This is a genomic window from Bdellovibrio sp. HAGR004 (assembly GCF_055397015.1).
The window spans coordinates 3,808,920-3,835,164 of the sequence record NZ_AP029176.1; the positions used below are offsets into that span (position 1 = coordinate 3,808,920).

At 48.4% G+C, this 26,245-nt stretch carries 26 protein-coding genes and 1 pseudogene; 17 read left to right on the forward strand and 10 right to left on the reverse strand.

Going from position 1 to position 26,245, the window contains the following annotated elements; translation table 11 throughout:
• Positions 1 to 73 precede the first annotated feature (73 nt).
• Positions 74 to 484: a CoA-binding protein gene (locus ACZ5ZV_RS18880; RefSeq protein WP_464118763.1), complete on the forward strand. Its 411-nt coding sequence runs from the start codon at positions 74 to 76 to the stop codon at positions 482 to 484.
• Here ACZ5ZV_RS18880 and ACZ5ZV_RS18885 read toward each other — a convergent pair.
• On the reverse strand, positions 481 to 1,485 hold the full coding sequence (locus tag ACZ5ZV_RS18885) for a VOC family protein (RefSeq protein WP_464118764.1): 1,005 nt from the start codon (positions 1,483 to 1,485) through the stop codon (positions 481 to 483). The genes ACZ5ZV_RS18880 and ACZ5ZV_RS18885 overlap by 4 nt on opposite strands.
• Before the next feature lie 141 nt (positions 1,486 to 1,626).
• Here ACZ5ZV_RS18885 and ACZ5ZV_RS18890 point away from each other — a divergent pair, with 141 nt between their 5' ends.
• From ACZ5ZV_RS18890 to ACZ5ZV_RS18905, 4 genes are all read left to right on the forward strand, one after another.
• Entirely contained in the window at positions 1,627 to 2,379 is a 753-nt protein-coding gene (locus tag ACZ5ZV_RS18890; protein ID WP_464118765.1) for an alpha/beta fold hydrolase, read from the forward strand.
• The gene (locus tag ACZ5ZV_RS18895; protein WP_464118766.1) at positions 2,376 to 3,014 is read left to right on the forward strand and encodes a phosphatase PAP2-related protein; all 639 of its coding nucleotides are present in this window, start codon (positions 2,376 to 2,378) and stop codon (positions 3,012 to 3,014) included. Before ACZ5ZV_RS18890 ends, ACZ5ZV_RS18895 begins: the two co-directional genes overlap by 4 nt.
• A 168-nt stretch (positions 3,015 to 3,182) precedes the next feature.
• On the forward strand, positions 3,183 to 3,791 hold the full coding sequence (locus tag ACZ5ZV_RS18900) for a hypothetical protein (protein WP_464118767.1): 609 nt from the start codon (positions 3,183 to 3,185) through the stop codon (positions 3,789 to 3,791).
• A gap of 151 nt (positions 3,792 to 3,942) precedes the next feature.
• Complete coding sequence (locus tag ACZ5ZV_RS18905) at positions 3,943 to 7,956, forward strand: hypothetical protein (protein WP_464118768.1); 4,014 nt, start codon at positions 3,943 to 3,945, stop codon at positions 7,954 to 7,956.
• 55 nt (positions 7,957 to 8,011) lie between these two features.
• Here the strand turns inward: ACZ5ZV_RS18905 and ACZ5ZV_RS18910 are convergent, their stop codons facing one another.
• Complete coding sequence (locus ACZ5ZV_RS18910) at positions 8,012 to 8,485, reverse strand: GyrI-like domain-containing protein (protein ID WP_464118769.1); 474 nt, start codon at positions 8,483 to 8,485, stop codon at positions 8,012 to 8,014.
• Between the two features lie 106 nt (positions 8,486 to 8,591).
• Here ACZ5ZV_RS18910 and ACZ5ZV_RS18915 point away from each other — a divergent pair, with 106 nt between their 5' ends.
• Entirely contained in the window at positions 8,592 to 9,029 is a 438-nt protein-coding gene (locus tag ACZ5ZV_RS18915) for a cupin domain-containing protein (RefSeq protein WP_464118770.1), read from the forward strand.
• Positions 9,030 to 9,070: 41 nt separating this feature from the next.
• On the opposite strand, the gene ACZ5ZV_RS18920 is transcribed toward ACZ5ZV_RS18915, so the two are convergent.
• Positions 9,071 to 10,393 carry an MBL fold metallo-hydrolase gene (locus ACZ5ZV_RS18920; RefSeq protein WP_464118771.1) on the reverse strand — a complete coding sequence of 441 codons (1,323 nt, stop codon included), beginning with the start codon at positions 10,391 to 10,393 and terminating at the stop codon, positions 9,071 to 9,073.
• A 53-nt stretch (positions 10,394 to 10,446) separates the two neighbouring features.
• Between ACZ5ZV_RS18920 and ACZ5ZV_RS18925 the strand changes: the two genes are divergently transcribed.
• Positions 10,447 to 11,220: an exodeoxyribonuclease III gene (locus ACZ5ZV_RS18925; protein WP_464118772.1), complete on the forward strand. Its 774-nt coding sequence runs from the start codon at positions 10,447 to 10,449 to the stop codon at positions 11,218 to 11,220.
• A gap of 12 nt (positions 11,221 to 11,232) precedes the next feature.
• Here the strand turns inward: ACZ5ZV_RS18925 and ACZ5ZV_RS18930 are convergent, their stop codons facing one another.
• Positions 11,233 to 11,730 carry an FBP domain-containing protein gene (locus ACZ5ZV_RS18930; protein ID WP_464118773.1) on the reverse strand — a complete coding sequence of 166 codons (498 nt, stop codon included), beginning with the start codon at positions 11,728 to 11,730 and terminating at the stop codon, positions 11,233 to 11,235.
• Positions 11,727 to 12,842 carry an NADH:flavin oxidoreductase/NADH oxidase gene (locus tag ACZ5ZV_RS18935; RefSeq protein WP_464118774.1) on the reverse strand — a complete coding sequence of 372 codons (1,116 nt, stop codon included), beginning with the start codon at positions 12,840 to 12,842 and terminating at the stop codon, positions 11,727 to 11,729. Before ACZ5ZV_RS18935 ends, ACZ5ZV_RS18930 begins: the two co-directional genes overlap by 4 nt.
• Before the next feature lie 164 nt (positions 12,843 to 13,006).
• Between ACZ5ZV_RS18935 and ACZ5ZV_RS18940 the strand changes: the two genes are divergently transcribed.
• From ACZ5ZV_RS18940 to ACZ5ZV_RS18955, 4 genes are all read left to right on the forward strand, one after another.
• Positions 13,007 to 14,296, forward strand: coding sequence for a DUF1554 domain-containing protein (locus ACZ5ZV_RS18940; protein ID WP_464118775.1), 1,290 nt, complete (start codon positions 13,007 to 13,009; stop codon positions 14,294 to 14,296).
• Positions 14,297 to 14,376: 80 nt separating this feature from the next.
• Positions 14,377 to 15,642, forward strand: coding sequence for a DEAD/DEAH box helicase (locus tag ACZ5ZV_RS18945; protein WP_464118776.1), 1,266 nt, complete (start codon positions 14,377 to 14,379; stop codon positions 15,640 to 15,642).
• 257 nt (positions 15,643 to 15,899) lie between these two features.
• Positions 15,900 to 17,135 carry an ISL3 family transposase gene (locus tag ACZ5ZV_RS18950; protein ID WP_464117565.1) on the forward strand — a complete coding sequence of 412 codons (1,236 nt, stop codon included), beginning with the start codon at positions 15,900 to 15,902 and terminating at the stop codon, positions 17,133 to 17,135.
• A 75-nt stretch (positions 17,136 to 17,210) separates the two neighbouring features.
• Positions 17,211 to 20,033: an RCC1 domain-containing protein gene (locus ACZ5ZV_RS18955; RefSeq protein ID WP_464118777.1), complete on the forward strand. Its 2,823-nt coding sequence runs from the start codon at positions 17,211 to 17,213 to the stop codon at positions 20,031 to 20,033.
• Between the two features lie 40 nt (positions 20,034 to 20,073).
• On the opposite strand, the gene ACZ5ZV_RS18960 is transcribed toward ACZ5ZV_RS18955, so the two are convergent.
• The 3 genes from ACZ5ZV_RS18960 to ACZ5ZV_RS18970 form a co-directional block, all read right to left on the reverse strand.
• Positions 20,074 to 20,442 carry a PAS domain-containing protein gene (locus ACZ5ZV_RS18960; protein ID WP_464118778.1) on the reverse strand — a complete coding sequence of 123 codons (369 nt, stop codon included), beginning with the start codon at positions 20,440 to 20,442 and terminating at the stop codon, positions 20,074 to 20,076.
• A 51-nt stretch (positions 20,443 to 20,493) separates the two neighbouring features.
• Positions 20,494 to 21,069 carry a PAS domain S-box protein gene (locus ACZ5ZV_RS18965; protein WP_464118779.1) on the reverse strand — a complete coding sequence of 192 codons (576 nt, stop codon included), beginning with the start codon at positions 21,067 to 21,069 and terminating at the stop codon, positions 20,494 to 20,496.
• A 135-nt stretch (positions 21,070 to 21,204) separates the two neighbouring features.
• Positions 21,205 to 21,405, reverse strand: coding sequence for a tautomerase family protein (locus ACZ5ZV_RS18970; RefSeq protein WP_464118780.1), 201 nt, complete (start codon positions 21,403 to 21,405; stop codon positions 21,205 to 21,207).
• Between the two features lie 141 nt (positions 21,406 to 21,546).
• Between ACZ5ZV_RS18970 and ACZ5ZV_RS18975 the strand changes: the two are divergent.
• Positions 21,547 to 21,915: pseudogene (locus ACZ5ZV_RS18975) on the forward strand (flavin reductase family protein); the annotation flags it as partial.
• A gap of 30 nt (positions 21,916 to 21,945) precedes the next feature.
• Here the strand turns inward: ACZ5ZV_RS18975 and ACZ5ZV_RS18980 are convergent.
• A complete protein-coding gene (locus ACZ5ZV_RS18980) occupies positions 21,946 to 22,596 on the reverse strand; it encodes a DUF938 domain-containing protein (RefSeq protein WP_464118781.1) in 651 nt (216 codons plus the stop codon).
• 74 nt (positions 22,597 to 22,670) lie between these two features.
• Positions 22,671 to 22,922, reverse strand: a complete 252-nt coding sequence (locus ACZ5ZV_RS18985; protein ID WP_464118782.1) for a GIY-YIG nuclease family protein — start codon at positions 22,920 to 22,922, stop codon at positions 22,671 to 22,673.
• Positions 22,923 to 23,392: 470 nt separating this feature from the next.
• On the opposite strand from ACZ5ZV_RS18985, the gene ACZ5ZV_RS18990 reads away from it, so the two are divergent.
• The 5 genes from ACZ5ZV_RS18990 (at position 23,393) to ACZ5ZV_RS19010 (ending at position 26,232) form a co-directional block, all read left to right on the forward strand.
• Complete coding sequence (locus ACZ5ZV_RS18990; RefSeq protein WP_464121433.1) at positions 23,393 to 23,572, forward strand: recombinase family protein; 180 nt, start codon at positions 23,393 to 23,395, stop codon at positions 23,570 to 23,572.
• On the forward strand, positions 23,569 to 23,730 hold the full coding sequence (locus tag ACZ5ZV_RS18995; RefSeq protein ID WP_464118783.1) for a hypothetical protein: 162 nt from the start codon (positions 23,569 to 23,571) through the stop codon (positions 23,728 to 23,730). Before ACZ5ZV_RS18990 ends, ACZ5ZV_RS18995 begins: the two co-directional genes overlap by 4 nt.
• Before the next feature lie 74 nt (positions 23,731 to 23,804).
• A complete protein-coding gene (locus ACZ5ZV_RS19000) occupies positions 23,805 to 24,434 on the forward strand; it encodes a hypothetical protein (RefSeq protein ID WP_464118784.1) in 630 nt (209 codons plus the stop codon).
• Between the two features lie 353 nt (positions 24,435 to 24,787).
• A complete protein-coding gene (locus ACZ5ZV_RS19005) occupies positions 24,788 to 25,372 on the forward strand; it encodes a type IV toxin-antitoxin system AbiEi family antitoxin domain-containing protein (protein WP_464118785.1) in 585 nt (194 codons plus the stop codon).
• The gene (locus ACZ5ZV_RS19010) at positions 25,369 to 26,232 is read left to right on the forward strand and encodes a nucleotidyl transferase AbiEii/AbiGii toxin family protein (RefSeq protein WP_464118786.1); all 864 of its coding nucleotides are present in this window, start codon (positions 25,369 to 25,371) and stop codon (positions 26,230 to 26,232) included. The genes ACZ5ZV_RS19005 and ACZ5ZV_RS19010 overlap by 4 nt, the downstream gene beginning before the upstream one ends.
• Positions 26,233 to 26,245 lie beyond the last annotated feature (13 nt).

Here is a 26,245-nt window from a genome sequence, read left to right on the forward strand (position 1 = left end):
GGAAGCAACTGAGTTGGCGTTGGCTTTTCAATGGCTCTGTGGTGTTCTAAGGTAGATCAAGCAAGGAGTGTCTATGAATGTTCAAGACCATGAATTCAAAGCCCTGTTGGAAAAATACCGCAAGTTTTCAGTCTATGGACTCAGTCCCGACACCACAAAACCCAGCCACTATGTTCCGGCCTACATGAAAGATCACGGGTGGGACATTGTCGGCACTTACCCAAAAGCCCATGATGTTGGCGGTTTTAAAATTTATTCTTCACTGAAAGACGTTCCGCCTGAATATCGCAAGTTCGTGGACGTTTTCAGAAGTTCCGATCGAATTCCCGATGTCGTTGACGAAGTTCTTGAAGTGGGCGGCGTCGAGGTCTTGTGGTTACAGCTCGGGATTTCCAATCCGGAAGCCGAAGCACGCGCGGAAAAAGCCGGAATCAAAGTGGTCTCAAACCGCTGTTTGATCATTGAGCACAAGAAGTGGTTCTAACAAAGAAGAGCCCTCAGCTGGCTCTCGCCCAACTGTTGCAGAGACAGCAACTCTGCATATGCATCCCCTTTGATTTCCAGGGCCGCTGCGAATGCAGGTTCCGTCTTAAGTCCATCGCCTCTAAGACCTTGAACTTTTCTGAGTAACGTCGGCCCACCATGACACAGCAGACGCTCTTCAACAAGAAAGTGTCTGTTTGCCACTTGATGAGCCGTGGGGGTCTTCTGTGCGAAGATTTCAAAGGGAACATCATAAAATTTAAAAGAGGCAACTAGAGAATCCACGCCACTGACAGCGGTTCGCCTCACAGTAAAATCAGCATAAGAACTCAGATGCTGCTGAAGGTTGTTGTGCAAAGAATCCATGTCTGCGGCTGACAGCAAGATATCCACATCTGATCCAGGCACATCCAAATCCAAAGGAAAGGTGCCCACGATACGCGGGTCATAGGCCCTAAAGACCTTCAACACCTGAGATTCTTTGATTGCTTTATAAACTGAGGACTTCTTTTCAAGACGAACAACGGATTCCAGAGACAACGGATGAAACTTGATCGCAAGAGCCCCCAGATTGATCTCCAGCTCTTGATTGAAATCTTTGTTTAGGCCTGATTCGTTAAACTCACAATGAGGGTAGCGCTCCTTCAGTTCAGAAAAAGTCAAATCACTGACCACTTCCAGATGTTCAAAGCCTTCAATCGTTACCTTGCCTGGCTTGGGAGCTGGCAGTTCGACAACGTCAATGCTCCAGCCCTCAAAATGCACGGACTTTCTGAGCTTGTAAGTGGCAATCGGGCGACCGTTGACATCACTTTCAATCAACAAATCAGCAAAACTTGCGAAAGACTTTTTAAAGTTCTCATAGGACTGCAGTGAGGCAGCACGATAGCAAAGGTGATCAATATGCCAGTGTTTCTCAAGAACCACCTTCTGCGCCACAAGCATTGCAAAAATCTGCTCAAGGAAAGTCTGAGCCTCGTGATAAAATGTCGCTGTGTTCATGGTCGTTCCCCTTACTGTCTAAGCTGTATTTTCAGACAGAAGCTTTGTCAAAAGCTACGCTTTTGACGCAGCCCTTGTGGATTTGACCCACCAGCAGACTTCGACTATTTCTTGAGGACGGGAAAGAGGGTCTAAGTTCGCATGCAGAGACAGTGGGTGTTAATTCGAGGGATCATGAGCGAGTCCTACCATTGGTGGAACTTTCTTCCCCAATTGCAGGAACGTTTTCCTCTGGACCAATTTCACACCGCCGACATCCTGGGCAATGGCCGGCTGAATAGTCACAGAACCCCCTTAAGCCTATCCAAGAATATCCAGGCTTTGCGTGAACAAGCCCCCACAGATGGCAAAAAGATTCTCTTTGGTTTTTCATTGGGTGGAATGCTGGCTTTAGAATGGGCTCACCGCCACAACGATGAAGTCGCGGCCGTGATATTGATTAACTCAAGCCTGAACAACTCTCCGTTCTATAAAAGAATGACGCCTTATTCGTTTGGGCGCATTTTCCAGTCGGCTCTGCAAAAGGATCTGCATAAGCGTGAAGAAATGATCCTTCGTATGACGACCACACAAACGCCGCAGGAATCCGTCAGCGAACTTGCCAAGCATTGGGGAGCACGCAGTCGAGAACTGCCCGTGCGGCCTGCGAACTTCCTTTGGCAGTTGGGTCTGGCGACTCAGATACGCCAACGAAGGGAACCACCAGCTCCGGTTCTGATCCTTTCGTCCGCCAAAGATCGCGTGGTTCATCCTGAATGTTCTGAAAAAATCGCCCGCCAATGGAATGTACCACTGGTCAGACATCCTGAAGCAGGACATGATCTAACTCTGGACGATCCAAAGTGGGTTTTGGAGCAAGTAAGTCAGTTTATCAAATCAGGATTAAAAGCATGACTATCGCCATAAAAATTGGACTGACCGTTGCTGCCGTAGGACTGTGGCTTTTCACTCAAAAGCTTTTGGGACAGCGTCAGATGCCATTCAAGGATCGCATCGGCGACTATTTCCATGTTCTGACCGATCGCTGGAGCCAGTATCTGAACCGCACCCCCAAAGTGGCCAACGGACTTTTGATTTCCAGCTCTCTGGTGATCGATGCTGTCGGTATCTATCTGATTGCGCAAACACTGCTGGGACCCAGCATTCGCCCTTTGTTGGCTTTGCTGGTTCTGTTCACCTTGCGACAGATCAATCAAGCCGTAACTGTTTTACCAACCCCTGAAGGCATGATTTGGCGCGATCCTGGGGTCCCATCGATCTTTGTGACCTATGGAGTTTCCAACGATCTTTTCTTTTCCGGGCACACCGCCTTAGCAGTTTTGGGAGCACTGGAGATTGCCCAACTTGGCGGACCCTTCTTTATGGCTTTGGCTTGCGCGGTTGTCATTTTTGAAGTGGTCGCAGTTCTGTTATTAAGAGCGCACTGGACGATGGATATCTTTGCCGGTGCGATCACCGCCCTCTGGACTCACGAAATCGTCAGCAGATACGCCCCTTCTGTTGACGCTTGGATCAATACAATTTCGTAATCGTAAATCCCCTGTCGTGACAATCCACGCTAGCCCCATCGGCTTATAGACACTGCTCTTGCCCGCAGTTCCAATTAAACAACAACAGATGTTTATACTCTCTGGCCCTGGGCTTGCATCATTCCGATCTCCGAATAGGAAAGATGCTTATGAAATCAATCTTTGCTTATGACTCTAAATCTTTCATCGGTTGCCAAAGCCGCTGGTGATGTCGTCGTCTATGATGTGAACGTGACCTCCACGGGTCAAACCTCCGACAGACGGCTGAGCTGGAGCTCTTTAGAACCCCAGATCCGTCAGGCCATTTTAGAGCAAAGCCGAACCTATGAACGCTCCGTCTCTTACAATATTAACACAGCTCCTGACCGACGAATGGTGGTAATGAGCGCCCCCAAAGATCCCCGACAGCAGCCCGTTCGAGTTTTCGGGTTTACGGAAAAAGACGTTCTGGCGATGGATGGTGATCCAAATGGAGCCGCCTGCTCACGCCGACATATCCATGATGACTATTCAAACCGTTGGTGCCACGGGTACTTTATCAAGCTCGCTGACACCTATTTAAGATCCAAAGGCGTCAACAAGCATCTTGCTGCAATCATTGCCGCTTCCACTTTTGTACCTAAAGAGTATCTCTACGACAAAAACCCTTCTATGGCAGACCTGGCCGTGGTGGAGTATGAAATTTACCGATCCGACACCCCCCGAAAGTCCACTCGGGTCACAATGACGTTGTTCGGGGATAAAACAGCGTTTGTAACCATGGAACGCAAGTTTTAGACAACGGCTTCTCAGAAATGTCACCCTCTCAACATGAGACACTCCCTTTGGTCTGCAAAGGAATATAGTCGTTTATAGCCCTAAATCCTCCGGCTCGGTTGGCACCGACCTTGCCTCTATTCATAGTGAGACAAATTTATTTGGAGGATCTATGAAACGTCCATCTGCCTATGTTCGCTTGTTTACTGCGGGTCTGGCGGCCAGTGTGATTGCAATGGCTTGTGCGCCTTCGGCTCAGGCCTTCGACCTTCCCTGGAAGAAAGCTCAGGCGGCAGCACCGGCTGCACAGCAGGTTCAAACTGTCGTTCTGGCTGTGGATGGATTCAGTTACTTCGCCTTCCTTGAAGCACAAAGACAGGGACTTTTTAAAGAGTTCACTAGTGCCGGCGCCCACATTGCCCCGTTCCCTTCAATGACGGACTTGTCCTGGTCGGTGGTCACTGATACCGCCAATCTGTTCGGAGCTGCGGGCCGAATCAAATCCGTCGAAGCCACTTACTTTGATGAATCGTCTCAATCAGTTCAGGGTGATCCCCGTGACTACTATCGTCGTCTGGCGTTCCCAAAGTACTACATGGGTGCCTTCGATGCTTTCTTTAATCCTTATGTTGAAGCTTTGATGTACTTCCCGACAGAAGAAGTTCCCAAACTGGAAGTCAAAACAGTGATGGATGATCTGTTGGCAGCAAAACCCAAGAAATTCATGACAGGTTACATCGGCGCCGTGGATTCCACCGCACACACCCAGTTGGATCGTCTGTATCCCATCCTAAGAACACTGGATGCAGAGGTTAAACGCCTGATTAAATCCTTCAAAGAAAAAGGTCAGGACGTGGAAGTGGTTCTGGTGTCAGACCACGGAAATATCGGACGCTTCCAGGAAGGCAAAAAAGAACAGGAACTCATCGGCATTGACGTTCACAAAATCGTCGAGCGTGCCGGCCTCAACTCCGTGCAACAGCTTCAGTCTGACAAAGACGTGACCATGCCTTTGATGGCTTTGGGCACCTGGGCTCCGGTTTATCTAAAAGATCGTAACAACATGAAGAACCTGATTTCTGAATTCCGCAAAGAATCCTGGTTCGACATGGCAGTCTACATCAACCGCAACAATTCCTCTGAGACCCTGATGACCGTGATCACTCAAACGGGTGAAGCAAAAGTTAAATACGACAAGAAAAAGGACCTTTACTTCTATCTGCCTGTCACTGGCAATCCCCTGCAGTTGGCCAAAGCGCTTCATTCCACGACAACGCTTGCCAAGCCCATCACGTCCAACGAGGCCATGAAAGCCTCTGACATGACACCTTATCCGGATGCTCTGTATCGTATCATCGAATCTGCCTCTGAAAGAAACTTTGATTTCCCGGACTTTATCCTGACTTTGAAAGACGGTCACTTTATCCAGAACTCCCTGGGGGCCTTCACGAAGATGTACCGCACTCACGGCTCATTGACGGCGGCTTCTTCTTACGGTCTGGTGGCTTCAACAAAACGCAAAGTTCCCGGCCAAATCCGCTCAAAAGACATTCTTTCCTTCATCGGAGTATCCGCAAAAGATCTCTTTGCTGATGCCGTCAAGAAACACAACGATTCTGGCCAGGAGGCCCTGAAACAAGTCATTACCAATTCTCGCCAGGGCATTCAAACTGACGCCAAGGACCTGAGTCAAAAACGCATCTTCCGCCACTTGACCAAATTCGTGGCCGATACACGTCCTTACTTCCTGGTATCTGAAATGAAAAGCTTCATGGAAGCCTTTAAATTCGATCCGTTCAAAGATCCTTCCGGGCGCAGCATGTCGCCAATGAACTTTGACGTTTCCAAGTTTGATGTCACGACGATGATTTCCCCAGAGGACATCGGTGCAGTGACTGACGCTGTCCTGACAGCGGGTTCTGTTGAAAATCTGATGAATGATCCACGCATCGCCAAAGTAAAAGAGAAAGTCGGTCTTTTGAAAGACCAGAAAACGGCCAATCTGGATCTTCAGAACGTCAACCTCGATGGCGCAGACAGTGATATTGTCGATACGATCAAAAGAATTCTTTTGCCGGCCAAACGCGCTGTCATGAAGATGTATCAATTGCCTTATCTGCTGGAAAACTCCATCGTGGTTCAAGAAAAGCCATTCCTGCCTGAAACGCGCGACATGCAGTTTGCCCGCAAATGGGTTTCTGATAAAAAGAATACCAATCAATCCTTCAAAGCTTTGACCAAAGCGGACTCCAAAGGACAATTGTCTCTTGCGCAAAGTCTTTTGAAGGAAGCCATCAAGGAAGCGGACTTAGAAGGCCGAATCTATCCGACACCGCTGACAAAGATCTATAACCAAAAACTGGAAGACCTGACGATCGTTTATGTACCGGGCATCTATAACAGCATCTTCGACAAAGAGATCTTCAGTCTGGGGCTTTCAGCCCTGAGCGACGAGATGGGTTTGCGTGTGATTCAACCACCCGTGGAAAGCACTTGTGGCGCCGAAGTGAATGCTGACATCATTCTGAATTATCTGCGCCAGGACTATAAAGCACGCACTCAGCGTGGTCACGCAGCCCCAAAGTATCTGTTCCTCAGCTACTCCAAAGGGGCCGTGGATACATTGCACGCTTTCCTGAAAGCTCCGAACTTTATCTCTATGACGGTGAAAGGGATGGTTTCCATCGCGGCCCCCCTGCATGGCTCTAGCATCCTGAACACCACAGACGTTCCGTTTGCCCTGGTTTCAGCCCTTTCCGAGAAACAAGGACCTGAGATCTGCCAAACAGAAAAAACAGCCTCCAAATCCATCACCCCGACAGCCATGGATGCATTCTGGAGAAAAAACGAGCGCTCTTTGACTGGTTTGACCCGTTACTTCTCTGTGACTTTTGAAAGCGCTCCAGAAGATTCCCATATCTTCATGAAAGCGACGAAGCTCATTGGTCAGTTCGACGAGGACAATGACGGCGTTGTGACGGTGTCTTCCTCCAAGTTCCCGGCAAATTTGAAAGCCGTGGATCTGGGTACCATTCATGCGGATCACTTGGCAGGTATTCTGTCTTCCCGCTTCAACCAAAAAGCATTCATGAAAGGTCTTGTGAATACTTTGGCGGAACTAGACATCAGTAACGACCAAAACAACTTCAACTGGAATACGCAGGTGATTCTGTCTGCGGCCAATGCTCATTATATCAAAGACAGACGATACTACCGTGTGAAAAGCCCGGGAATAGTTGCTCAGCTCGGTGTGGGACAGGAACACTTAGTCGAGCTGATCCCTTACGGCAATACCTACGAACTTTCCCGTCAGGTTCTGCCAAAACTAAATGATCCGGCAGATAACTATGAGGTGAAGGTGAAATTGCCTCAATCTGGTCTTCGTTATGATCCCTACCAAGTTCTGGATGTGGCGAAGCTTGGGGATGTCATGGCTGGCATCAAAGTCAATCCCGTGACCCGCCAAAATATGCCAGAAGGTATCCGTATCGTTTACGACCATAAAAACATGGTTCACTTCCGCATGGACCACCAGTTCAACTATGAGTCCCGCTCTCCAGGTGGTTTGGATGACAACAAAAACTTTGGTTATGCCACCGCGGAATACGAATATGAAGGCAACAAGTGGGCCTTGATGAAGAGTGAGAACAACTCCATCCGCATGACGAGCTTGGCTTACAGATTCTCTCCAGTGGAATTCCCGGAGATGAGTCTGAAGCTGGCAGTAACGAAAGATGTTGTGGGAGCTGATCCGGTAAAAGGTAAAACTGGCAAAGATGATTCAGCCTTCCAGGTATGGTTCACGATCCGTGACGGTCGCGCGAACGGCGACAGAACCGTGATCGACGCCAAGAACGACAAAGTCTTCTTGTTTGGCTACTACTATGGAGGTGCCGTGGCCGGTGAAAACCGCAAAGCGGGCGATATCTTTGAAAACTGGTACTCCAACAAGAACGTAGTTGTCGCGACGTTGCCGGAAGCAAAACAGTTGTTGCTAAACAACTCAGACATGCTGGGCAAGATACAAGACTACAAACGTGACTTGGCTGCAGACTTAAAGCGTGCATTCCCTGATAAGAATGTCCAGGATATGGAAATCGTGGCCATTACAATTCAGCACGACTCAAATGACACATCCTCTGCTTCTGAGGCTTACTTCAAACATCTAAACTTTTTACCGAAGTAAGTTCTAAAGAAACCGAACCTTCCAAGGGCTTGATCCACGCGGTCAGGCCCTTTTTTTATTTCAACAGCAGGCAGTACTCAAATGTCGCATCTGGATTGGTGCGATCATAGGCTGCAGGATAAATGAAGAGTTCCTGATTGGCCCGCAAAAGTTCCCCAGACTGGGGAAGCCATTCGGTCAAAGCCCTCATTGCTGTTTGCCCGACAAGCTCTGGCCGGCCCACATGAACAAATCTGGCAATTTTTCCCGCTGGAATAGTCATCTGAACAAATCCTTCGATGTCAGTAAACTCTTCAACTTCAAAAAGCGCATGATAGACAGACTGTTCTTCAGCTGGCAAAGGAAGGTCCCCTGTGATCAAGGCCATACGCTCTTGATTCTTTCTTTGTAGCTTGCCCTGTTGGGAAGCAAGTTTCTGCCAAAGTACGGGAACTTGAGTCATGTCATTTCGGTCTTCTCGACTTAAGCGAAGCGTGGTCTTTAGGCCCATTAATTTCAGCGAAGTCATCATCTCAACTTTTGGATTCATCTTGTCGCTCCCCTGACGCTACCTAGTTTACCTAAGTCCATTGTAGAACAACACCGCATCTCGTCGTCAAAGGTTAACAGGGGTATGATCCGTATAGGAGGCAATTATGGCTATGCAAACATCTTCCGCAAAGACTCAAGGAAAAACCGCCACCACAAGCTTTGCCAAAGTCACCGGGGCCCTGTCGGCCAAGAACTTCGCCAAACCTGACGAGGTCCGCGACTTCCCCAAAGGCAGACTTGAGTTGGTTAACTTTGGTGACGCCGTCATCGGCCGAGCCACCCTGCAGCCGGGCTGGCGTTGGTCCACATCCGTGAAAGAAATCGCAAAAACCGACAGCTGCGAAGCTCCTCACTTCCAGTATCATGTTTCAGGAACTTTGTGCATCAAGATGGACGATGGCAAAGAAATCATCTGCAAACCTGGTGATGTCTCTTTGATTCCTCCAGGACACGATGCCTGGGTCGTCGGCAATGAGCCCGTTGTGCTGGTTGATTTCCAAGGTATGGTTGATTATGCAACCAATGCTCCTCATAAGCATTGAATGTACACGCTGGCACCCTGTCTTGAACAAGGGCCGGGTGCCTACCCTATGCCCATAGCCTTTAACTGCGCCTTTTGATAACTTGCAAACAGACCTTCAAAAAGGCAACGCACCAGCGGATCCTGCATGACATCCGCCTCTGGAGCGCCAGGGCCGTCATTGATTCGCATATACATCGAAGTCAGAGACTCCCCCAGCTCCAAGGCGGCATGCAGCTTAGCCAAAGGAACTTCCGTTTGCCATGCGACGGACTGCGCACATTGCACCTGTGTGGCTGGCCGAACTTTCCGACCTTCAATTAGATAACAGAAAACTTCCGCGTTTCCTTTGTCGTCAAAGACAGACAGCTGCCACAGACAGGGCTTCTCGAAATAATTCTCTTCAGGTTCGGTCAAAGATCCGTATCGTTCCGGCAGTTCAAATCGACAGTAGTTCTGAACTTGGGCCCTGACCGCGTCAGACGTGGGCCCAAGCTTTTGCGCAACTTCTGCCGTGCTGGGAATAACTTGTTCGGCATCGTACTCGTAATCCACCTCTTCTGTCGCCAGCCGCGACATCCAAGGCAAGGGCGCTGCGGCTAAGACACTTTCCTTTGATAGCTCGATCGACAAAGAGGGATCTAACCTAACAACCTTTACAGAGGGCAACGCCTGCACCAGTTCATGCCTGAACTGCGCATATGTGATCGGGAAGAAGGCTTTGTTATACCAAGACCAGTCTTCCATCTGAAACTGGCAGGAGCTGGGGATGACGGATTTGGGGTTTAGACGCTTTAACTGCTCAATCCATTCTGGGGGCAGTTCACCGCAGGCGGGTTCTGCGCGCGAGGGCGAAAGCACTTCGATTTCTCGCATCGTCTGAAACGGCCACATGATCAGATCCCAAGGGCCCTGTGCCACCAACAGATCCAACGTGTCGTAGTCGATCCAGGAATCCACGACATTAAGAACATTCAAGCCCTCGGCCTGAATTTGGAATAAAGAATCCACATCTTCATCCAAAGCACGACGAGGCGTGACTGTGAAACCTCCAACCTGCACTGGCTGATTGAGTTTTAAGGAATGTACTTCCTTAAACCCCAGCTTTTTAGTCAAAGAAAAGAATTCTTCAAAAACACAGAATCCATAGATGGGCGTTTCCCGATCCAACAGAGCCAGACTGTCCAAGGACCAGTGATCATCGTGAAAGTGTGAAATGAAAACCGCATCCAGCTTCAATTTCCGAATCTGAGCCTGATCAAAGCTCACTTTCGGAAATGCATAGCAGTTTCGACTGAACGGGTTTTCAAAGATCGTATCAAAAGCGATCTGAGTCCCTTTACTTTCAAGAAGGTAGCCTGCATGAAGGATTCGCGAAATTTTCATCCCTGAACTATAGCGCGCTTGCTTACCCAGAGCAATTACGCCATTGTAAGGTCATGAAACTGATATCCTGGAATGTAAATGGCTTGCGCTCGGTCCACAGAAAAAATTTCCGTGAATGGTTTGAGAAAGAAAAGGCCGACATCGTCTGCCTGCAAGAAATCAAAATCAACAGCGATGTGATCGAAAAGGATGAGACTCTGTACCATCCTGCACGCTATCATTCCTCGTGGGCTTTTGCCGAAAAAGCGGGTTATTCCGGGTTGGCCCTTTATTCGCGCAAGGAACCCGACGACGTTCGCGTTGGCTTGGGTATTCCCAAATTCGACAGTGAAGGCCGTTGGCTGGAGGCTGATTTTGGTTCCATCACACTGGTGAACAGCTATTTCCCCAACAGTCAGCGTGAACACACACGATTGTCCTTTAAGTTAGAGTTCTGTGCGGCGGCAGAAAAACGTTTACAGGCTTTAAGAAGAAAAGGCCGCGAGGTCATTATCTGCGGTGACTTCAATATTGCACATAAGGAAATCGACCTGCGAAATCCCAAGACGAATACGAAGAATGCAGGCTTCCTGCCAGAAGAGCGCGCCTGGATGACCCACTTTCTGGATAAGCTTGAATGGGTGGATAGCTTCCGCAAATTTGAACAAGGCCCGGAACACTACACGTGGTGGAGCTATCGCCCCGGAGTTCGCGAAAAGAACATTGGTTGGCGACTGGATTATTTCCTGGTGAATAAGGAGGCTTCCGACCGCCTTAAAGCAGCCGCTCACTGCCCGGACGTTATGGGTTCAGACCACTGCCCCGTGCGCTTGACGCTGAAGAAATAGGTTTAAAAATTATTAGCTCTCGGGCTTATAGTTGCTGATTCTTTCGAACAACTTTTCCATCCGATAAAAAAGCTCAGCGATGTTTTTGTCCGGATCTTTTCCGGCAAGCATCGCGGTCTCTTCGATCTTTTCAATGCAGCTTAGATCCTGACAGACGAAATAGGACGTGCTGACATTGGCGCTGATTGCGACCGACAACAAACCAATTTCCTCGGACGAACCATAGGCATGGCACCAACTGCAAAGCCCCCCGGTAGGCTCTCCACTGCTGGCCGTTCTTTTAAAGGCTACGCCTCTAGGTAAATCCCAATTCGGCAGTTTAAAAACCAGATAGGTATAAACTCCGGATGGATCCTTCCAGGTCATGTAAGAACGAACGCGAAAAGGAAATCGAAGCCGTTCAGGCAAAATCAGCTTTTTCTGATCACGGGGACGAAATGACTTAATCAGATCTGCTTCTGAGTCGATGGCAAATTCATTTTCTTTTTGATAGCTGTGGTCTGCACTCATCTTGACTCCGTGATATCAGATTGAAGAAGGTTCGTAAACCCTCTTGGCTGTGAGCGTAAATACTGCGGCGGGCACTTCACAGAAGCATTTAATTTTGCAGCCGCATGCCAGGGCCAGTGGGGATCATACAGCACAGCCCGGGCAAGTGCGATCGCGTCCGCCTTGTCTGATTGCAAAATCTCCTCAGCCTGTTCGGGCTCTGTGATCAGACCCACGGCAATGGTTTCAATTTGCGCCTCGTGTTTGATTTTCTCCGCAAACTGCACCTGATAACCAGCTCCCAAAGAGATATTCTGTTTTGGATCAAGTCCACCTGAACTGACATGAATGGCCGGGCAGCCAAGCTCTTTTAGACGTCGGCTGAACTCGATGCCCTCTTGCAAGGTCCATCCCCCTTCAACCCAGTCCGTGGCAGAGATGCGCACCCATACAGCGACATCGTCATCGACCGCTTCGCGAACGGCAGCAAACACCTCTAACGGGAAGCGCATGCGATTTTCCAAACTTCCGCCATATTGATCCTGACGTTTGTTTGAAAGTGGAGAAAGGAACTGATGAAGCAAATATCCATGAGCCGCATGAATCTCGATTCCCTGAAAACCCATGCGGGACGCTCGCTGGGCAGATTCGACAAAGGCTTTTTTAATATCGGCGATATCCCCAAGAGTCAGCTCTACGGGGGGATGATCCCCTTCATGAAACGCTATAGCTGACGGAGCCACCGTCTGCCAGCCGTGATCTTGCGAAGGAACAATCTGCTTGCCACCGCGCCAAGGCTTTTCTGTCGAAGCCTTTCTGCCCGCGTGAGCCAGTTGAATCGCCAATGGCATAGAGGAGTAACGACGCACTTCTGTGATCACATTTTCCAAAGCAGCTTCACAATAATCATCGTAAAGCCCCAGGTCCCCCCACGAAATACGTCCCTCAGGAGTCACCGCCGTTGCTTCAAGGATCAACAAACCCGCACCGGAATGAGCAAGAGATCCTAAATGCATAAGATGCCACGACGAGGCCTGCCCGTCCTGTGCGCTGTACTGGCACATGGGTGCAATCACGATGCGGTTTTCAAGTTCAAGACTGCCCAAGTTCCATTTTTCAAAAAGCTTTGCCATCTGTCCTCTCGATCTGATGATAATTTGCTCATAGGTCACCGGGGATGACAAGACGGACAGCTCCCAGGACATAGGTCCAAGTCGCACGACCCGACGTACTACCGGAACGATTCAACATTCAGCAAACCCCTTCAGTTCATCACAAGATTTTGCGAGCATCAAAAATGAACAAATTTCTATATATTTTTCTCGCATTCATTATGACAACGACCACTGTCGGCTCCCTGACAGCCTGTGAAGCCAAGAAAGAGCCCGAAGAAGAACTTCCCAGCACGGGGGACGGCGACACAGGGGGCGGTGGAGGTGATAGTGGTGGTGTCACTCCCATCACCACCCAAGAAAACTTCCGCATTATTTTTGTGACCACCACAGAGGTGAATGGCTCAGGAGCCTCCTCGGGTACCGGTTCTGGATTGGCCTCCTTCGACGCCCTTTGCGAAACCGAACGAGTGGCCAAAGGGCTTCCGGGTGTTTTCAAAGCCCTGATCTTCACAACGAACCGTCGCCCCTTGGGATCAGACTGGATTCTGCGCAAAAACAAAGAGTATCGCCGCGAAGATCTGACCACCGTCATCGGCACCGCGGTCGATGTTCCCGCTGAAGGAGTCAAATTCGACTTCCCTGACACTCCCCTGACAAACACCATCACGGCGGCCACCAAATATGTTTGGACAGGATTCAAGAATGACTGGACTGCCTCGGACATGACTTGTTCCAATTGGACCACCTCCGACTTTGACAATACCAGCGCCACCATGGGTTCTTACGGCAAGTCCTCTATCAAAGAGGAGCTTGTGGATCTGGGTTGGACCCAATACCAAGGTGGACCTCTGTACTATGATCACGACGCCAATTTGCTGGCGTGTTCGGCCAAGCACCCCGTTTACTGTGTACAGACCCGCCAAGCCCCACCCGCAGGAACGCAGAAGATTCTTTTCCGGTCTGTGACGACCCGTCAGGGCAATGCGGGACTTTCGGGTTTTGATTCTGCCTGCGCGACAGACGCGACAGCCAAAGGGCTGAGCGGGACTTATAAAGCCGTGATCGGCGCCCGGGATCCGGGTGACTTCAGCCCGACCCCGGCGATCCTTCGTGGGCCTTGTTCAAGCCATGACTGCGACAGTGCCACCGGCATGTCTGAAGCCGTCAACTGGGTGCTTTTACCAAATACGATCTACGTGAATGAAGATAAAACTTATCACTATGGTAAAACCAACGAACACGGCGTTTTCAGCGGAGAGCTGGAAGAGCACCTGCCCGCCACCGACACTTGGACGGGCTTAACCACTGGCTGGATCCCGTACACGACTGATAACTGTATTAATTGGACCTATCAGCAGGCTGACGGCAATGGACGTGTCGGAACAGGCACCTCTTTAAGCTCGGGCACAGCGATTTCCAGCGGCGTGAGTGCCTGCAATCAGAGCCAGCACCTGCTCTGTGCCGAGCAATAAGCCCGATAAATTTTCCAAGAAGGCCCTTGAGGCCTTTTTCCTGATCGAATCCCGGGGCCATCCGTGTTAGGGTCGGCCCCATGAATAACTTCGCAAATTTCGGCCTTTTACCTTCCCTGATCAAAACCCTGACTGCAAAACACATCACCAAACCCACGGAGATCCAGAGCAACACCCTGCCACTGCTTATGAGCGGCCAGTCCGTTGTCGGTGTTTCTGAAACTGGAAGCGGTAAAACACTGGCTTACGCTCTTCCCATGCTGCATCTTCTGAAATCACTGGAGGACAGTGACCAGCCTGTCACGGCCGAATCTTCACCACGCGCCATCGTCATGGTGCCAACACGCGAATTGGGTGAGCAGGTTTCAAAGGTATTTAAAACTCTGACCCACGACACTCGTTTAAGAGTGCGCCCCGCACTGGGTGGCATGGCCATGGAACAAGCCCGAAGAAACACTTCCGGCATGTTTGAAATTCTTCTGGCGACCCCTGGGCGTCTGGCGCAGTTGATGGACATGGATAAGATTGATCTTAAAGACGTGCGTATGCTGGTCTTTGACGAAGCTGATCAGATGATGGATCAGGGCTTTTTGGCGGATTCCAACAAGGTTTATTACTCTTGCCCGAAGGATGTCCAGTTGGCGCTTTTCTCGGCCACGATTTCCCCCACCGTGCAGGATCTGATCAATGATCTTTTTGCTGACGCCGAAGTCATTCGCAGTTCTGGCAGTGGCAAGGTCGTCAAAAGCCTGACCACCAAAAACCTGATCGTGAAAGATGGTGATCGCTGGGCCCACCTGGATAAACTTTTAGCCCAAAAAGTCGACGGCGGAACCATTCTTTTCACCAACACACGCGAACAATGCGATAAACTTGCAAAAGAGCTCGAGGCCAAGGGGCACGAAGTGGCTGTCTATCGCGGCGAAATGGAAAAGAATGATCGCAGGGCGAATCTTAAAAAGTTCGCCGACGGCAAGATCAAACTTCTGGTGGCTACTGATCTGGCAGGCCGTGGCTTGGATATTCAGAATGTCGACCGGGTCATCAACTTCCACCTGCCTAGACAAATGGAAAATTATCTTCACCGTGCCGGCCGTACCGCGCGTGCGGGGCGCAAAGGGACCGTCATCAATCTTGTCACTGAACGTGACGAGCTTCTGATCAACAAACTGGAAGGCCGTGGCGGGAAAAGGGAGATTGATTCTTCAAAATACAATTCTCACCCTCGCGCTAAAGCCAAAGCGGTTGCTGTAAAAAAACCGGCCGCGACAAAGGCACCTGCTAAAATCAATCCATTCAAAAAGCCGAAGAAAAAGCTGGGTTTCCAGCGTCCGGCAGCGAAGTAGTCCGATCGGGCGGTCTAAATTATGGCCGCCCTGCAATACAGGAAAGACCTCCTCTTGAGGCTCGCAACAGCGAAACACATTTTTTAGTTTAAAACACATTTTACTTTAGATCAAGATCCCCTCTCCCGAAGAGTTTCTTGTGGAACTTTTCAGAACTGTCGTCCTCTGGGCCTCTTTATTTGGGTATTCCGAGTTTTTTGTGGGTAGCCCGGCGCGCACGAATTGAATTCGCTTAATTTATGAGCTTCGATTTTCGGATGAGAAATCCATCCGATTCACACCAGTTGTTCGAGCAGCTTCTCGGTCTTGTGCCGCCGTGGTCAGTCACTAACGTCAACCTTGATACCGTAAATCGTCTCGTCGAGGTTGATGTCGAGTGGTCGAAAGGCCACGAGCCGGAGTGCCCCGAGTGCGGGCGATCGTGTTCGATCAAAGATCACCGCGAGGAGCGCAGGTGGCGGCATTTGGACACGATGCAATTTCAAACGATCATTCGCTCACGTGTACCAAGATCAGATTGCAAGGAGCATGGGGCGAAGACAATCAACGTCCCATGGGCTGGTCCGAACTCTCGCTTCACTCTGCTTTTTGAGAGGCTCGCGATTGACGTCATGATTGCCGCCAAGAGCCTCAAAGAGGCGGCAAGGCTTTTAGGGCTTTCGTGGGACCAGGTCCATCACATCCAAAAGCGCGCGGTCGAACGCGGTCTTGAGCGTCGCAAGCTTGATGAGATCAAACACGTCGGTATCGATGAGAAAAGTTTTTTGAAAGGTCACAAGTACGCCTCACTGATGACCGACATCGGTGGTGCACGCGTTCTAGATGTCGTCGAAGGCAGAACACTTGAGGCCACAGACTCACTCTGGCAGAAGCTTCCAGAGGAGACGAGATCCGGCATCGATGCTGTTGCGATGGATATGTGGGACGCCTTCATCACGTCAACAAAGACGAATGCGCCCCAAGCCGACATCGTGCACGACAAGTTCCACATCTCAAAATACTTGGGCGATGCGGTCGACAAAGTGAGGCGCCAAGAGCATCGGGCGTTTATGAAAGACGATGTCGAGACACTCAAAGGTGCGAAATATCTGTTTCTGAAAAACCCCGAGAACATGAGCGATGCCGAGACCTCTCGGTTCAACGAGCTTCGCATGGATAAACTTAAATCAGGGCGAGCGTGGTCGATGAAGGAGATGTTCTCGGAGTTTTGGAGCTACACGTATCAAGCTTCGGCGAGAAAGTTCTTCGACCGATGGTATTGGTGGGCGACGCACTCCAGGCTTAAACCGATGAGCGACGTCGCCAAGCTCATGCGCCGGCATCTCGACAACATCTTGACCTACTTACGCCACCACATCACCAACGCGATGATGGAGGGGTTCAACTCGAAGATCCAATCCATCAAAGCCAATGCTCGTGGCTTCAGAAACTTTGCCAACTACCGAATCGCGATCTTGTTCTACTGCGGAAAACTTGAACTCTACCCGGCGTAAGGGCACAAGAACCTCGGAAGAACCTTATTTTATTTGGTACTGGGCAACCTGGGCTGCTCTTTGGATGCTTCCATCGTGGCTCAAATTGGATCACAGGTGGGAGATGGCACAACCGAACCCTCGTTCGTTGTCTCAGGAGTTCCCGCGCAAGCTACCATAGATAGCTCATCCATCTTGCAAGTAACAAGCTCTCAATACACTCACTATGCTTTCCAATTCGGACCATTGCCACTGGACTGCTCTGATCTTTCAGCATATTCCAGCGCCGTCGAGGTCTCTTCAACAAGCACCCTCAGCCATGCCACAGATCAAAGCTATCAGCTATGTGTAGCCCCAGTTCAGGACAATCTGATCGATGGGTCAAAAGCTGTTTCAAAAGTGTTTGTGCGAGACACCTCCCCAGCCATCATAGAGCTAATGAATTTTGATCAAAAGTTGTCGAAAACAACCAGCCAGATCACGATCACTTTAAAAATCGACACTGCGAAACCGTATGACGTGCCCGTGTCATTCAACTTCTACGGATCAGACATAACAGCCCACAATAAAATCATTCCCCCTTTGGAAATTCTTTTCCCGGCCAATCAAACCGTTCATAACGTCACTGTTCCCTTAGTTTCTGAAGGAGATCCCCAGTTTGGTCCTCTTGAAAAGGACCATCAGCTTCTTTTCAATGTCACCGGAAGCAGCTTGAAAAACATCTCGGTCGGTCGGGTCGGATCGGCTCGATATATTCTTTCCAACAGAGCTGAACAGAGGCGCTATGTGGATGTAGAAGCTTCTCTTAATCACACTTGTGCCCTCGATACCAACAACCGACTTTACTGCTTCGGGGCCAGCACCAAGGACTTCCTGGGAACTTCTAGCGATGCCAACAGCCCACGCGAGGTGGATTCTAACCTACGCTTTATCGATATCGCTGGCGGCTATGATCATAGTTGTGCAATCAGAACCGATGGCCAGGCCATGTGTTTTGGAGTGACCAATAATCCCGCCTGTGGAACAGGTGCTAACCCCAATGACTGCCAGACTCCCACACTGGTTCAAGGTGGACTTCAGTTCACCGAGATCGACGCTGGCACTCAAACGAACTGCGCCATCGAACAAGGGACAAATCTTCTTTATTGCTGGGGTAACAATACCAACAATATTGCCTCTCAAACCGCAACCGCATCCCTGGGTGCCCCAACACTCTATGATGCCACGATCCAGTTTAAAAAAATCAAAGTGGGCGACAAACATGCCTGTGGAATAGATTCCAACAATAAAATTCTTTGCTGGGGTGCGAATAACTACGGTCAGCTTGGGACCGGGAACACCACAGCACAAAGCACCCCGAACTATGTACTACCGGGCACCAACTTCAAAGAGATCGCCAGCGGAGCTGATTTTAGCTGTGCAATTTCCATCGACAATGAACTTTACTGCTGGGGTCTTTACTTCCACGAAAATCCTTCAGATGCAACTGACGCCAACTTACAAAGTACGTCGGCAACTAAAATTCATGCAGGCACCTTTTATGACAAAGTTTTCGCCGGACGAAATCATCTTTGCGCACGCAATATGAACGACCACGCATTGTATTGCATGGGGGACAATGGTTTTGCGGATCTTGGTACTGGGAGTGGGGTATATCACTCAACACCCACACGGATGCTTGGGGATCATCAATTTGTAAAATACGATTTCGGAATCGGTCACGGGTGCGGGGTTAGTACCGAGCAGGAACTTTTGTGTTCGGGCAATTACAGCAACGGGCAAACCGGACAAGCGCGATCCGGAGATCAAATATTGATCACCCCGAATATTCTTTTGCCCTCGCTGAAGAAAGTCACTGTCGGCGGGTTTTCCACCTGCGCAATTGACAACAATGACAACGCTCTTTGCACGGGTCCGAATGACCGCGGCCGTATTGGAACTGGCTCCCAACATTGGCGCCCGACCTTCTTCCCGATAGTTTCCCCTTTGAAGTTCAAAGAACTTACCAGTGGAGAGTCTTTCCATTGTGGACTTTCTTTTGACGGGACCGCCTACTGCTGGGGGCGTAACTTAGAAGGTCAGATCGGCGATGGCACCAAAGACCTGCGCCTGATTCCGACAGCCGCCCTTACCAGTGAAAAATTCACGACGATTGTTGCTCACCGACGCAGTGTCTGCGCTCTTTCGACGAATCAAGATGTATATTGCTGGGGTCAGAACGTTTGGGGGCAGCTCGGTACAGGGGACTTCACAGAAAGGCTAATTCCCACAAAAGTCAGTGGCACCGATAAGTTTAAGTTTTTGACGGCTTCGTTTTCTTCCACCTGTGGTGTGACGACCGATGATACAATTCGCTGCTGGGGTGGAAACTCGGGGGCCCTAGGGCTGGGGGCTGATATTGCGGATAAGTCGATTCCGACCGCACCGGGCTGGAGTACACAATATGATCAAGTTGCGATTGCCATACAAAATGCCTGTGCCATTCGCAAATCTGATAAACGCATCGAATGCTGGGGACAAAACAACCAGTATGAACACGGCAATGGAACAACAACGGCCAGCACCGTTCCCACTCTTATCAACAGCACCGAGACTTTTGCAAAGATCTATGGCGGAACGAACAACTTCTGCGCAATTAGCACAAGCCAAAAACTTATCTGTTGGGGCTATAGTTACTATCACGATATCGGCAAAGGTGCCTTGGATGCTGGCTCGACCTTTTCAAGTTATCAGACCAACCCAATTGAGTTAATGCCTTTTGAACGCTTCGTGCACGCCTCTGTCCAAAAAGGCCATACCTGTGCCGTCACCACTTCGGGAAATTTGAAGTGCTGGGGCGGAAACGTTTATTCACAAATGGGAGATGGTTACATCCAGGCTTCTGCCCGAGCGCCAGTCTATGTGCTCAGAGATGATTAGTGTTCCCTCGAAATCGCTTTCTTTCATAGTTTCCGCTGGCTTAGATTGGCGTTATATTTAAGGACACTTTTCCTAATGAGATCACCAGTCCCTGCTGGTCCAGAATCGGGAAGATTGTGGACTGGTGTTTCACCGCGACTCCCCGGATCACAAGAACTTCCTCGAAGGTCATGGACTTCAGAGTACTATGCACTTCTTGCTCTTTTTCCAGGATTGAGCTGATAGATTCCGGAGCCATAAAATTCCGGCAGTTTTGACCAATCAACAAGTCTCTGCGAACTCCCACGGCGCTGGCATAGGACGTGTTGCAGCTTGTGATCATGCCATTGTTATCTTTCACCACTAGCAAAAACGGTGAAGCATCCAGAATCTGCTGCATACGGTTTCTAAAATTCCGTTCATCCGTCACATCCCTGGCAGAAGCGAACCTGACTCCAAGCTCCGTATCTGCGGCGGCACTCTAGCTCAAGGTTCGGTAACTGCCATCTGCGGCACGGTAGCGGTTTTCAAATCCAACCGTGCGGACGCCCAGATTCAGGGTTTTAATGTTTTCCCGGGTGGCTTCCTTGTCTTCTGGATGAATAAATTCAAAGAAAGGTGTGCTTAACAAAACCGCTTCACTGTATCCCAAGGTGTTCACAAGGGACTTGCTGACTTTCTTAAGATGACCATCTTTCCCTGCGACAGCCATCAGATCGCTGGCAATCGAAAAAAAGCGATCCAGGGTGATCTGCGAATCCTCGGTTTCCGCCAGGCGCGCCAGCAGTCTTTCGTATTCTTTCTGAGTTTTCGCGGATTCAAGATTGGATAAGTGACAGGTGGCGATCCCAAAGCAAGCCAAAGCTGGGATCATGACGATAAAGGCAACTATTTGAATGGTGCTGATTTCGGGAAGGGCCAAACTTCCGATAACAAAAAGAGCCGACAAGAACAAAATGGCAACTAATGATCCCAGGGTAAGTTTGTTCTGAAGTTTCCAGAAACTAAAATACTCTGATGATTCTATCTTTTCACGCAAGTCCAATGAGATCCTCACAACCCATTCGTTGGATGATATACAAGCCCGAAGGATCATTCAAGAAAACTGCGCAAACGGACATGAGGGGCTGGCTACACCAAAGTCGTGACGGGATGAGCCCAATCTTAACTTCGCATTTGGTTTCGTCAGGGGCTATTTCTGTCTTTTCTTCCATTCATCCGTGGGCAGCCCTTCAAAACCCCAATCCTCGTCCGCAATTTCCTGAATGACGATATGGGTGTGCTCTGGCTTTTTGCCCAGGACTTTCACCAGAGACTGGGTGATATCGGCGATGATTTGCGCTTTTTGTTCTTTAGTAGCGCCCTTTGTGATCTGAACATTAACGTAAGGCATTGATCCCCCGACCAATATCTGAAGTTATATATCTGTAGAACTCTATTGCGCTTTGTTTAAAAACACCAGTCCAAATCTTGACGCTCAAGTTGGCGGGGCGTCTGATTCTGCTATGAAGAAAATGGATCTTCGCAAAGCATGGCACTAGCGAAGAATCGCGAGTGTGTCATTGCCATACCGACTGTGGATCTGCTGGATAAAGTGGTCGGCGTCGGAACGTGTTCCGGCAAGGACACTGACAAGTTTGATCAATTTGGATTTACGCCTGTTAAGGGAAAGTATGTTGAAGCCCCCTTAATCAACGAATGTGTTGCGAACATTGAATGTAAAGTCGTCGACCTCATCAAGAAACACGACATCGTCGTGCTTGAGGGAGTGGCCGCTTACTTTGATACCTCACGAAAAGAAAAGCGCACCCTGCATGCCGTAGGTGATGGCACCTTTGTAGCCGACGGCAGAAAGTTTGATCGAAAGAAACAGATGCGCTCGAAGCTTGTGGGCATTTTTTGAAAAAAATGACCACCCCGTCCATTTAAGGATTCACTTCTTTCTGACGAATTTAAGCCTGCGGAACAGCAGCATGCGGTTGTTCGCTGGCATTTCGTAGTCTTTTACAAACTCAAAGCCATTCTTAAACATCGCCGCCAGGACATCTTCGAAGTTACGGATGCCACTTTGTGGGTCCTTTTCACGCAGGGATTTATCAAACTCTTCATTGCTGGGGGTTGTGAACTTGCCGTTGTAATTAAATGGCCCGTAGATCAGAACCTTCCCGCCTTCTTCCAAGCGGCCCGCAATCAGTTTGATAAAGGTCTTACACTCTTTCCAAGACATGATGTGGAAAGTATTGATCGTCAGAATCACATCGAACGTGCGAATTGGAAAGTCGTCTTCCCCGACGACCATACGGAACGGGGTTTTGATGTTCGGAATTCCGCTTTGTTTGATGCGCTCACGAAGCATCGGCAAATTGTCGTCCACTTCGGTGGGGGTCCATTCCATCTTAGGGAAGAAGGGCGCCAAATAAACCGCGTGTTGGCCCGTGCCCGCACCGACTTCAAGCAAGTTGCGATCTTCGGGACGAAGGACTTTCTTAAGAACTACCAAAATGGGCTCTTTGTTACGATCAGCGGCGGCAGAGAATGGGAGTTCCATAGGAGTTCCTTTTTTTAAGATAGCAACTTGAGGCATATAACCTCTATTTTCAATCTTTCTATTACTAAATATGAAAGGGCACTGAAAAATCTCCTACAGTCGATAGGATCTCAAAAATGCTTTGAACAAAAAGCGCGGCCGGATCCGGATTTCAGGTACTTCTCGAAGCTTCTAGCTTTTTGCTCGGATGCGAACCAGATGCAGACTTCCATTTTCCAGGGTTTGTATTTGTTGGTGTACAGGGATTTTCCGCTGTTGTGTTCCGAGAGGCGTTGTTTTGGATTGGCAGTGATTCCGATATAGAATTTTGAGTGATTTATGCTTTTAATTGAATAGACGTACATGCGCGCTTTCGCTTGCATGTTTTGTGCTTATCGCAGGACCTCTTAGATTTGAAGAGACGGTCCGCCTGCGTAAAAGCTTCGGCGTGACATCCTTCGCGTGCATTCCACTTCATCTATTCTCTAGTTTTTACAAACACGGGCCCGCCAAGCCGTAGCCCGGAGGGCGAAGGATGGTGGGGGTGAAGTATCGATAAGCGAACCCCTCCATCATCACAATTTTATTGAACTTACTATCAGAACACCAGCGCGAATATTCGAAGAATGTGCTCCTCTTTACAAAAGTGGACTCTCTATTCGAGATATAGAAGAACGAACAGGCATTCCATAATCTACTGTGCGTGAATCTTTAAAAAGAGCGGAATGACGTTAAGAAATCCTCTCAATGGAAATGAAATCCACATAGATCGCTACATACTAAGCGCGGTGGTCATACGCCATACGGTTATGCTTACCTTGATGGGCAACTCATCATTGATCCAAAAGAACAAATTATTGTCAGAAAAATTATAAAGCTCCACCAATCAGGGCTTTCAGGGAATGCCATTGCGAAGGAATTAAATTGCCAAAAGATTCCTAGTCGAACTGGCAAATCATGGAGTCCATGTGTGGTTATAAGAATCGTTAAACTTAACCAATTCAACAAACCAAACAATAGGAGGACTAAATGAATAGTCTTATCAAAATCGCAGTCGTATTGGCTTTTGCCGCTGTTGCTAGTGGCAATCTTCCAGCAGTCATCAGCCAGGTTCGCAAGGCACAGTTTCAGCTCATTCAAGAATCCAAGGCATCCAAGTGGCTGAAGGCGATGAGAATGCCTAGCAGATAGTTTTGTAAAAAGTTATTTGTGCTAATTTAAGGGAAAAGATACCATTTATAAAATAATCAAATTCAGAGGTCTTCATGAAAGAAGTTTTGTTCATTTCACTTGTCATATTTCAAGCTTGTTTTGCGCAAGCAGGAGAGCCAAAATCTTGGGCAAAAGATATTATTTCCCACCGCTTAAATATGAAACCAAAGACTGAGTTTGAAAAATGGAATGCCGATCAATGGACCAATGCCGCCGTAACCTGCGCTTTCTATGCTAAAATGGAAACTCCAAAGGAAATTAATAAACTCCCAAATCTAAAAAGTGGATCATTTTCATTGCCAGATAATGAAGAAACATTTTGCAAGGCTCTCGCAAAAGGACCCTCTCCACAATGCTTTTATTTGAAAGCAACGACTTCGCCTTTTGAATCTCCACCGGTTGGATTACCTAGTAATTATGTCTATATGAAAAAACTTGTACCTGAGAACACGCAGGTAACCGCAGGCGGAGAATGTAATCTTGTTACAAATGAGTTTTCGACAAAGCAATATTTCACGGGAAATGCAAAGGTTGTATGGCGTTCTAAACCTAAGTTACAATCGATCCAAACCTTTAGTGGAGCCAAGCAAGTTAATATGGGAACTATTTGGTTTGATGTAGAAGGAATGCCCGGAAAAGAACAAATGCCTTCAACGTCAGCGGTTGTAACCGACTCGCTTTAAGCTATTTTTAAACGTCTAGAGGATGGCATTAAGGTCTTTTATGAATTGGAAGAGCAATCGAATTTGAATGATTTTGAAAACCAGAAAAGTAAGCCATCGGACTCAAAGTCCGATGGCTTTTCAATTTTCACCAATGGTCTTTTCAAACAAACCCTTGGATTTCTTGTGTCCAATGGTTCGTCTGTTGTTACTAGTGGTGGAGGTATCTTTAATAAAATTTAGTTGAGTGATATTAAATACTTATGATTTTTTGGGCTTCACTGGGCCTCATATAAATATTAAATTCCCAGACTTTTGAATTTTAGAAAAACTCCTCACTTGAACGAAGTGAGGTAAATTGATAAAATTATCCCATGAGAACAAATAAGGCCCTTAATCGCCTCCTAAAACGGCCATCCTTTACCACGAAGGAAGCCAAGGAACTTGGACTAAGCCCAAGCCTACTGGCTTATTATGCGAAAATTGGAGTCATTGAGCGAGTTGCCTATGGGACTTATCGCAATCCCAAGGTTGAAAGCTCCGCCCCTTTTGAATGGCATGACCTCCTAGAGATCGCTAACAGTATTCCCAATGGGACGATCTGCCTTATTTCCGCACTTTCTTACTATGGACTTACTCAAGAAATTCAAAGGCAATACTGGATCGCTGTTCCTAATGACTCCAAAGGAATGAGACGGCCAAAAACTAAAATCGTCCGCATGAGAAATGTGGAGCTTGGACGAACCACTATCAAGCTCGGCGAATATAAAATAAACATTTTTGATAAAGAAAGATGTGTGGTGGATGCCTTCCGTTTTCTATCAAAAGAATCCGCCATGTATTCCCTAAAATCTTATCTCAAAAGAACAGACGAACATAAACCCGATCTACCTAAGCTCGCTCGTTATGCGAAAAAACTGCGGGTGGATATTGTCCCTTACATTGAGGCACTCACATGAACCAAATCAACACCAAGGCCATAGAACAATCCACAAAAGAAAAAGTAAAAAACATCGCCCAAAAACAGGGGCGAACTTTTAACGATGTTTGGCAAGAAGTTGTGCTTGAACGATGGCTCGCACGGCTCGCTATTTCACCGTATAGAAAAAACTTTATTTTTAAAGGGGCGATGTGCTTACTCCGATATATTGACCTTCAAAGGGAAACACGGGATCTCGATTTTTTAATCAAAGACCTGACCGCATCCATTGATGATGTAAAAAAGTATCTAACCGAAGTGTCCGCACTAACATTGCCCGATGGTTTTATCTTTGAAAACTTGGATGTAGGGCCATTACCCCATGCCCACATGAAATATCCGGGTTATCAAGTATCGGTCATCGGAAAATTAGGAAACACAAAAACCAAAGTCTTTATTGATATTGGTGTGGGCGATGCCGTGAAGCCCACAGAAATCACAATGAAACTTTTAGGAACAGAAAAGGCCCCACTCTTTGAAAAAGAAATTCATCTGTGGGCCTATCCCGTTGAAAGTATCTTCGCCGAAAAATTAGAAACCGCCATCGCACGGGCGGATCAAAACAGTCGCATGAAAGATTATCACGACCTTTTATTATTAGTCCGTGGCGATGTGGTGGACAAAAAATCGGTAAAGACCGCAATCAAGGCCACATTCACCAATCGGGGAACCAACCTTCAAAAATTATCCATTCCCAAGGATCAAATTGAAAACATCCAACGGTATTGGGGAATTTATTTAAAAGCCACCGCCCCCGAAGTTCAAAAAGATTTGGCCACCGATATTCAAGCGGTGATGGATGAAATCAATAAATACATCACAACTAACGAACTGATTTAGGGATAAAAGTTAA

What these genes read in the sequence shown, in the direction of transcription:
- ACZ5ZV_RS19010 (WP_464118786.1), top strand. Translation starts at nt 25,369, where the DNA reads ATGAACCAAATCAACACCAAGGCCATAGAACAATCCACAAAAGAAAAA.
- ACZ5ZV_RS18900 (WP_464118767.1), top strand. Translation starts at nt 3,183, where the DNA reads ATGACTCTAAATCTTTCATCGGTTGCCAAAGCCGCTGGTGATGTCGTC.
- ACZ5ZV_RS18895 (WP_464118766.1), top strand. Translation starts at nt 2,376, where the DNA reads ATGACTATCGCCATAAAAATTGGACTGACCGTTGCTGCCGTAGGACTG.
- ACZ5ZV_RS18905 (WP_464118768.1), top strand. Translation starts at nt 3,943, where the DNA reads ATGAAACGTCCATCTGCCTATGTTCGCTTGTTTACTGCGGGTCTGGCG.
- ACZ5ZV_RS18940 (WP_464118775.1), top strand. Translation starts at nt 13,007, where the DNA reads ATGAACAAATTTCTATATATTTTTCTCGCATTCATTATGACAACGACC.
- ACZ5ZV_RS18915 (WP_464118770.1), top strand. Translation starts at nt 8,592, where the DNA reads ATGGCTATGCAAACATCTTCCGCAAAGACTCAAGGAAAAACCGCCACC.
- ACZ5ZV_RS19000 (WP_464118784.1), top strand. Translation starts at nt 23,805, where the DNA reads ATGAAAGAAGTTTTGTTCATTTCACTTGTCATATTTCAAGCTTGTTTT.
- ACZ5ZV_RS18980 (WP_464118781.1), bottom strand. Translation starts at nt 22,596, where the DNA reads ATGCCTCAAGTTGCTATCTTAAAAAAAGGAACTCCTATGGAACTCCCA.
- ACZ5ZV_RS18995 (WP_464118783.1), top strand. Translation starts at nt 23,569, where the DNA reads ATGAATAGTCTTATCAAAATCGCAGTCGTATTGGCTTTTGCCGCTGTT.
- ACZ5ZV_RS18890 (WP_464118765.1), top strand. Translation starts at nt 1,627, where the DNA reads ATGCAGAGACAGTGGGTGTTAATTCGAGGGATCATGAGCGAGTCCTAC.
- ACZ5ZV_RS18910 (WP_464118769.1), bottom strand. Translation starts at nt 8,485, where the DNA reads ATGAATCCAAAAGTTGAGATGATGACTTCGCTGAAATTAATGGGCCTA.
- ACZ5ZV_RS18935 (WP_464118774.1), bottom strand. Translation starts at nt 12,842, where the DNA reads ATGGCAAAGCTTTTTGAAAAATGGAACTTGGGCAGTCTTGAACTTGAA.
- ACZ5ZV_RS18950 (WP_464117565.1), top strand. Translation starts at nt 15,900, where the DNA reads ATGAGAAATCCATCCGATTCACACCAGTTGTTCGAGCAGCTTCTCGGT.
- ACZ5ZV_RS18985 (WP_464118782.1), bottom strand. Translation starts at nt 22,922, where the DNA reads ATGCAAGCGAAAGCGCGCATGTACGTCTATTCAATTAAAAGCATAAAT.
- ACZ5ZV_RS19005 (WP_464118785.1), top strand. Translation starts at nt 24,788, where the DNA reads ATGAGAACAAATAAGGCCCTTAATCGCCTCCTAAAACGGCCATCCTTT.
- ACZ5ZV_RS18920 (WP_464118771.1), bottom strand. Translation starts at nt 10,393, where the DNA reads ATGAAAATTTCGCGAATCCTTCATGCAGGCTACCTTCTTGAAAGTAAA.
- ACZ5ZV_RS18945 (WP_464118776.1), top strand. Translation starts at nt 14,377, where the DNA reads ATGAATAACTTCGCAAATTTCGGCCTTTTACCTTCCCTGATCAAAACC.
- ACZ5ZV_RS18925 (WP_464118772.1), top strand. Translation starts at nt 10,447, where the DNA reads ATGAAACTGATATCCTGGAATGTAAATGGCTTGCGCTCGGTCCACAGA.
- ACZ5ZV_RS18930 (WP_464118773.1), bottom strand. Translation starts at nt 11,730, where the DNA reads ATGAGTGCAGACCACAGCTATCAAAAAGAAAATGAATTTGCCATCGAC.
- ACZ5ZV_RS18970 (WP_464118780.1), bottom strand. Translation starts at nt 21,405, where the DNA reads ATGCCTTACGTTAATGTTCAGATCACAAAGGGCGCTACTAAAGAACAA.
- ACZ5ZV_RS18880 (WP_464118763.1), top strand. Translation starts at nt 74, where the DNA reads ATGAATGTTCAAGACCATGAATTCAAAGCCCTGTTGGAAAAATACCGC.
- ACZ5ZV_RS18885 (WP_464118764.1), bottom strand. Translation starts at nt 1,485, where the DNA reads ATGAACACAGCGACATTTTATCACGAGGCTCAGACTTTCCTTGAGCAG.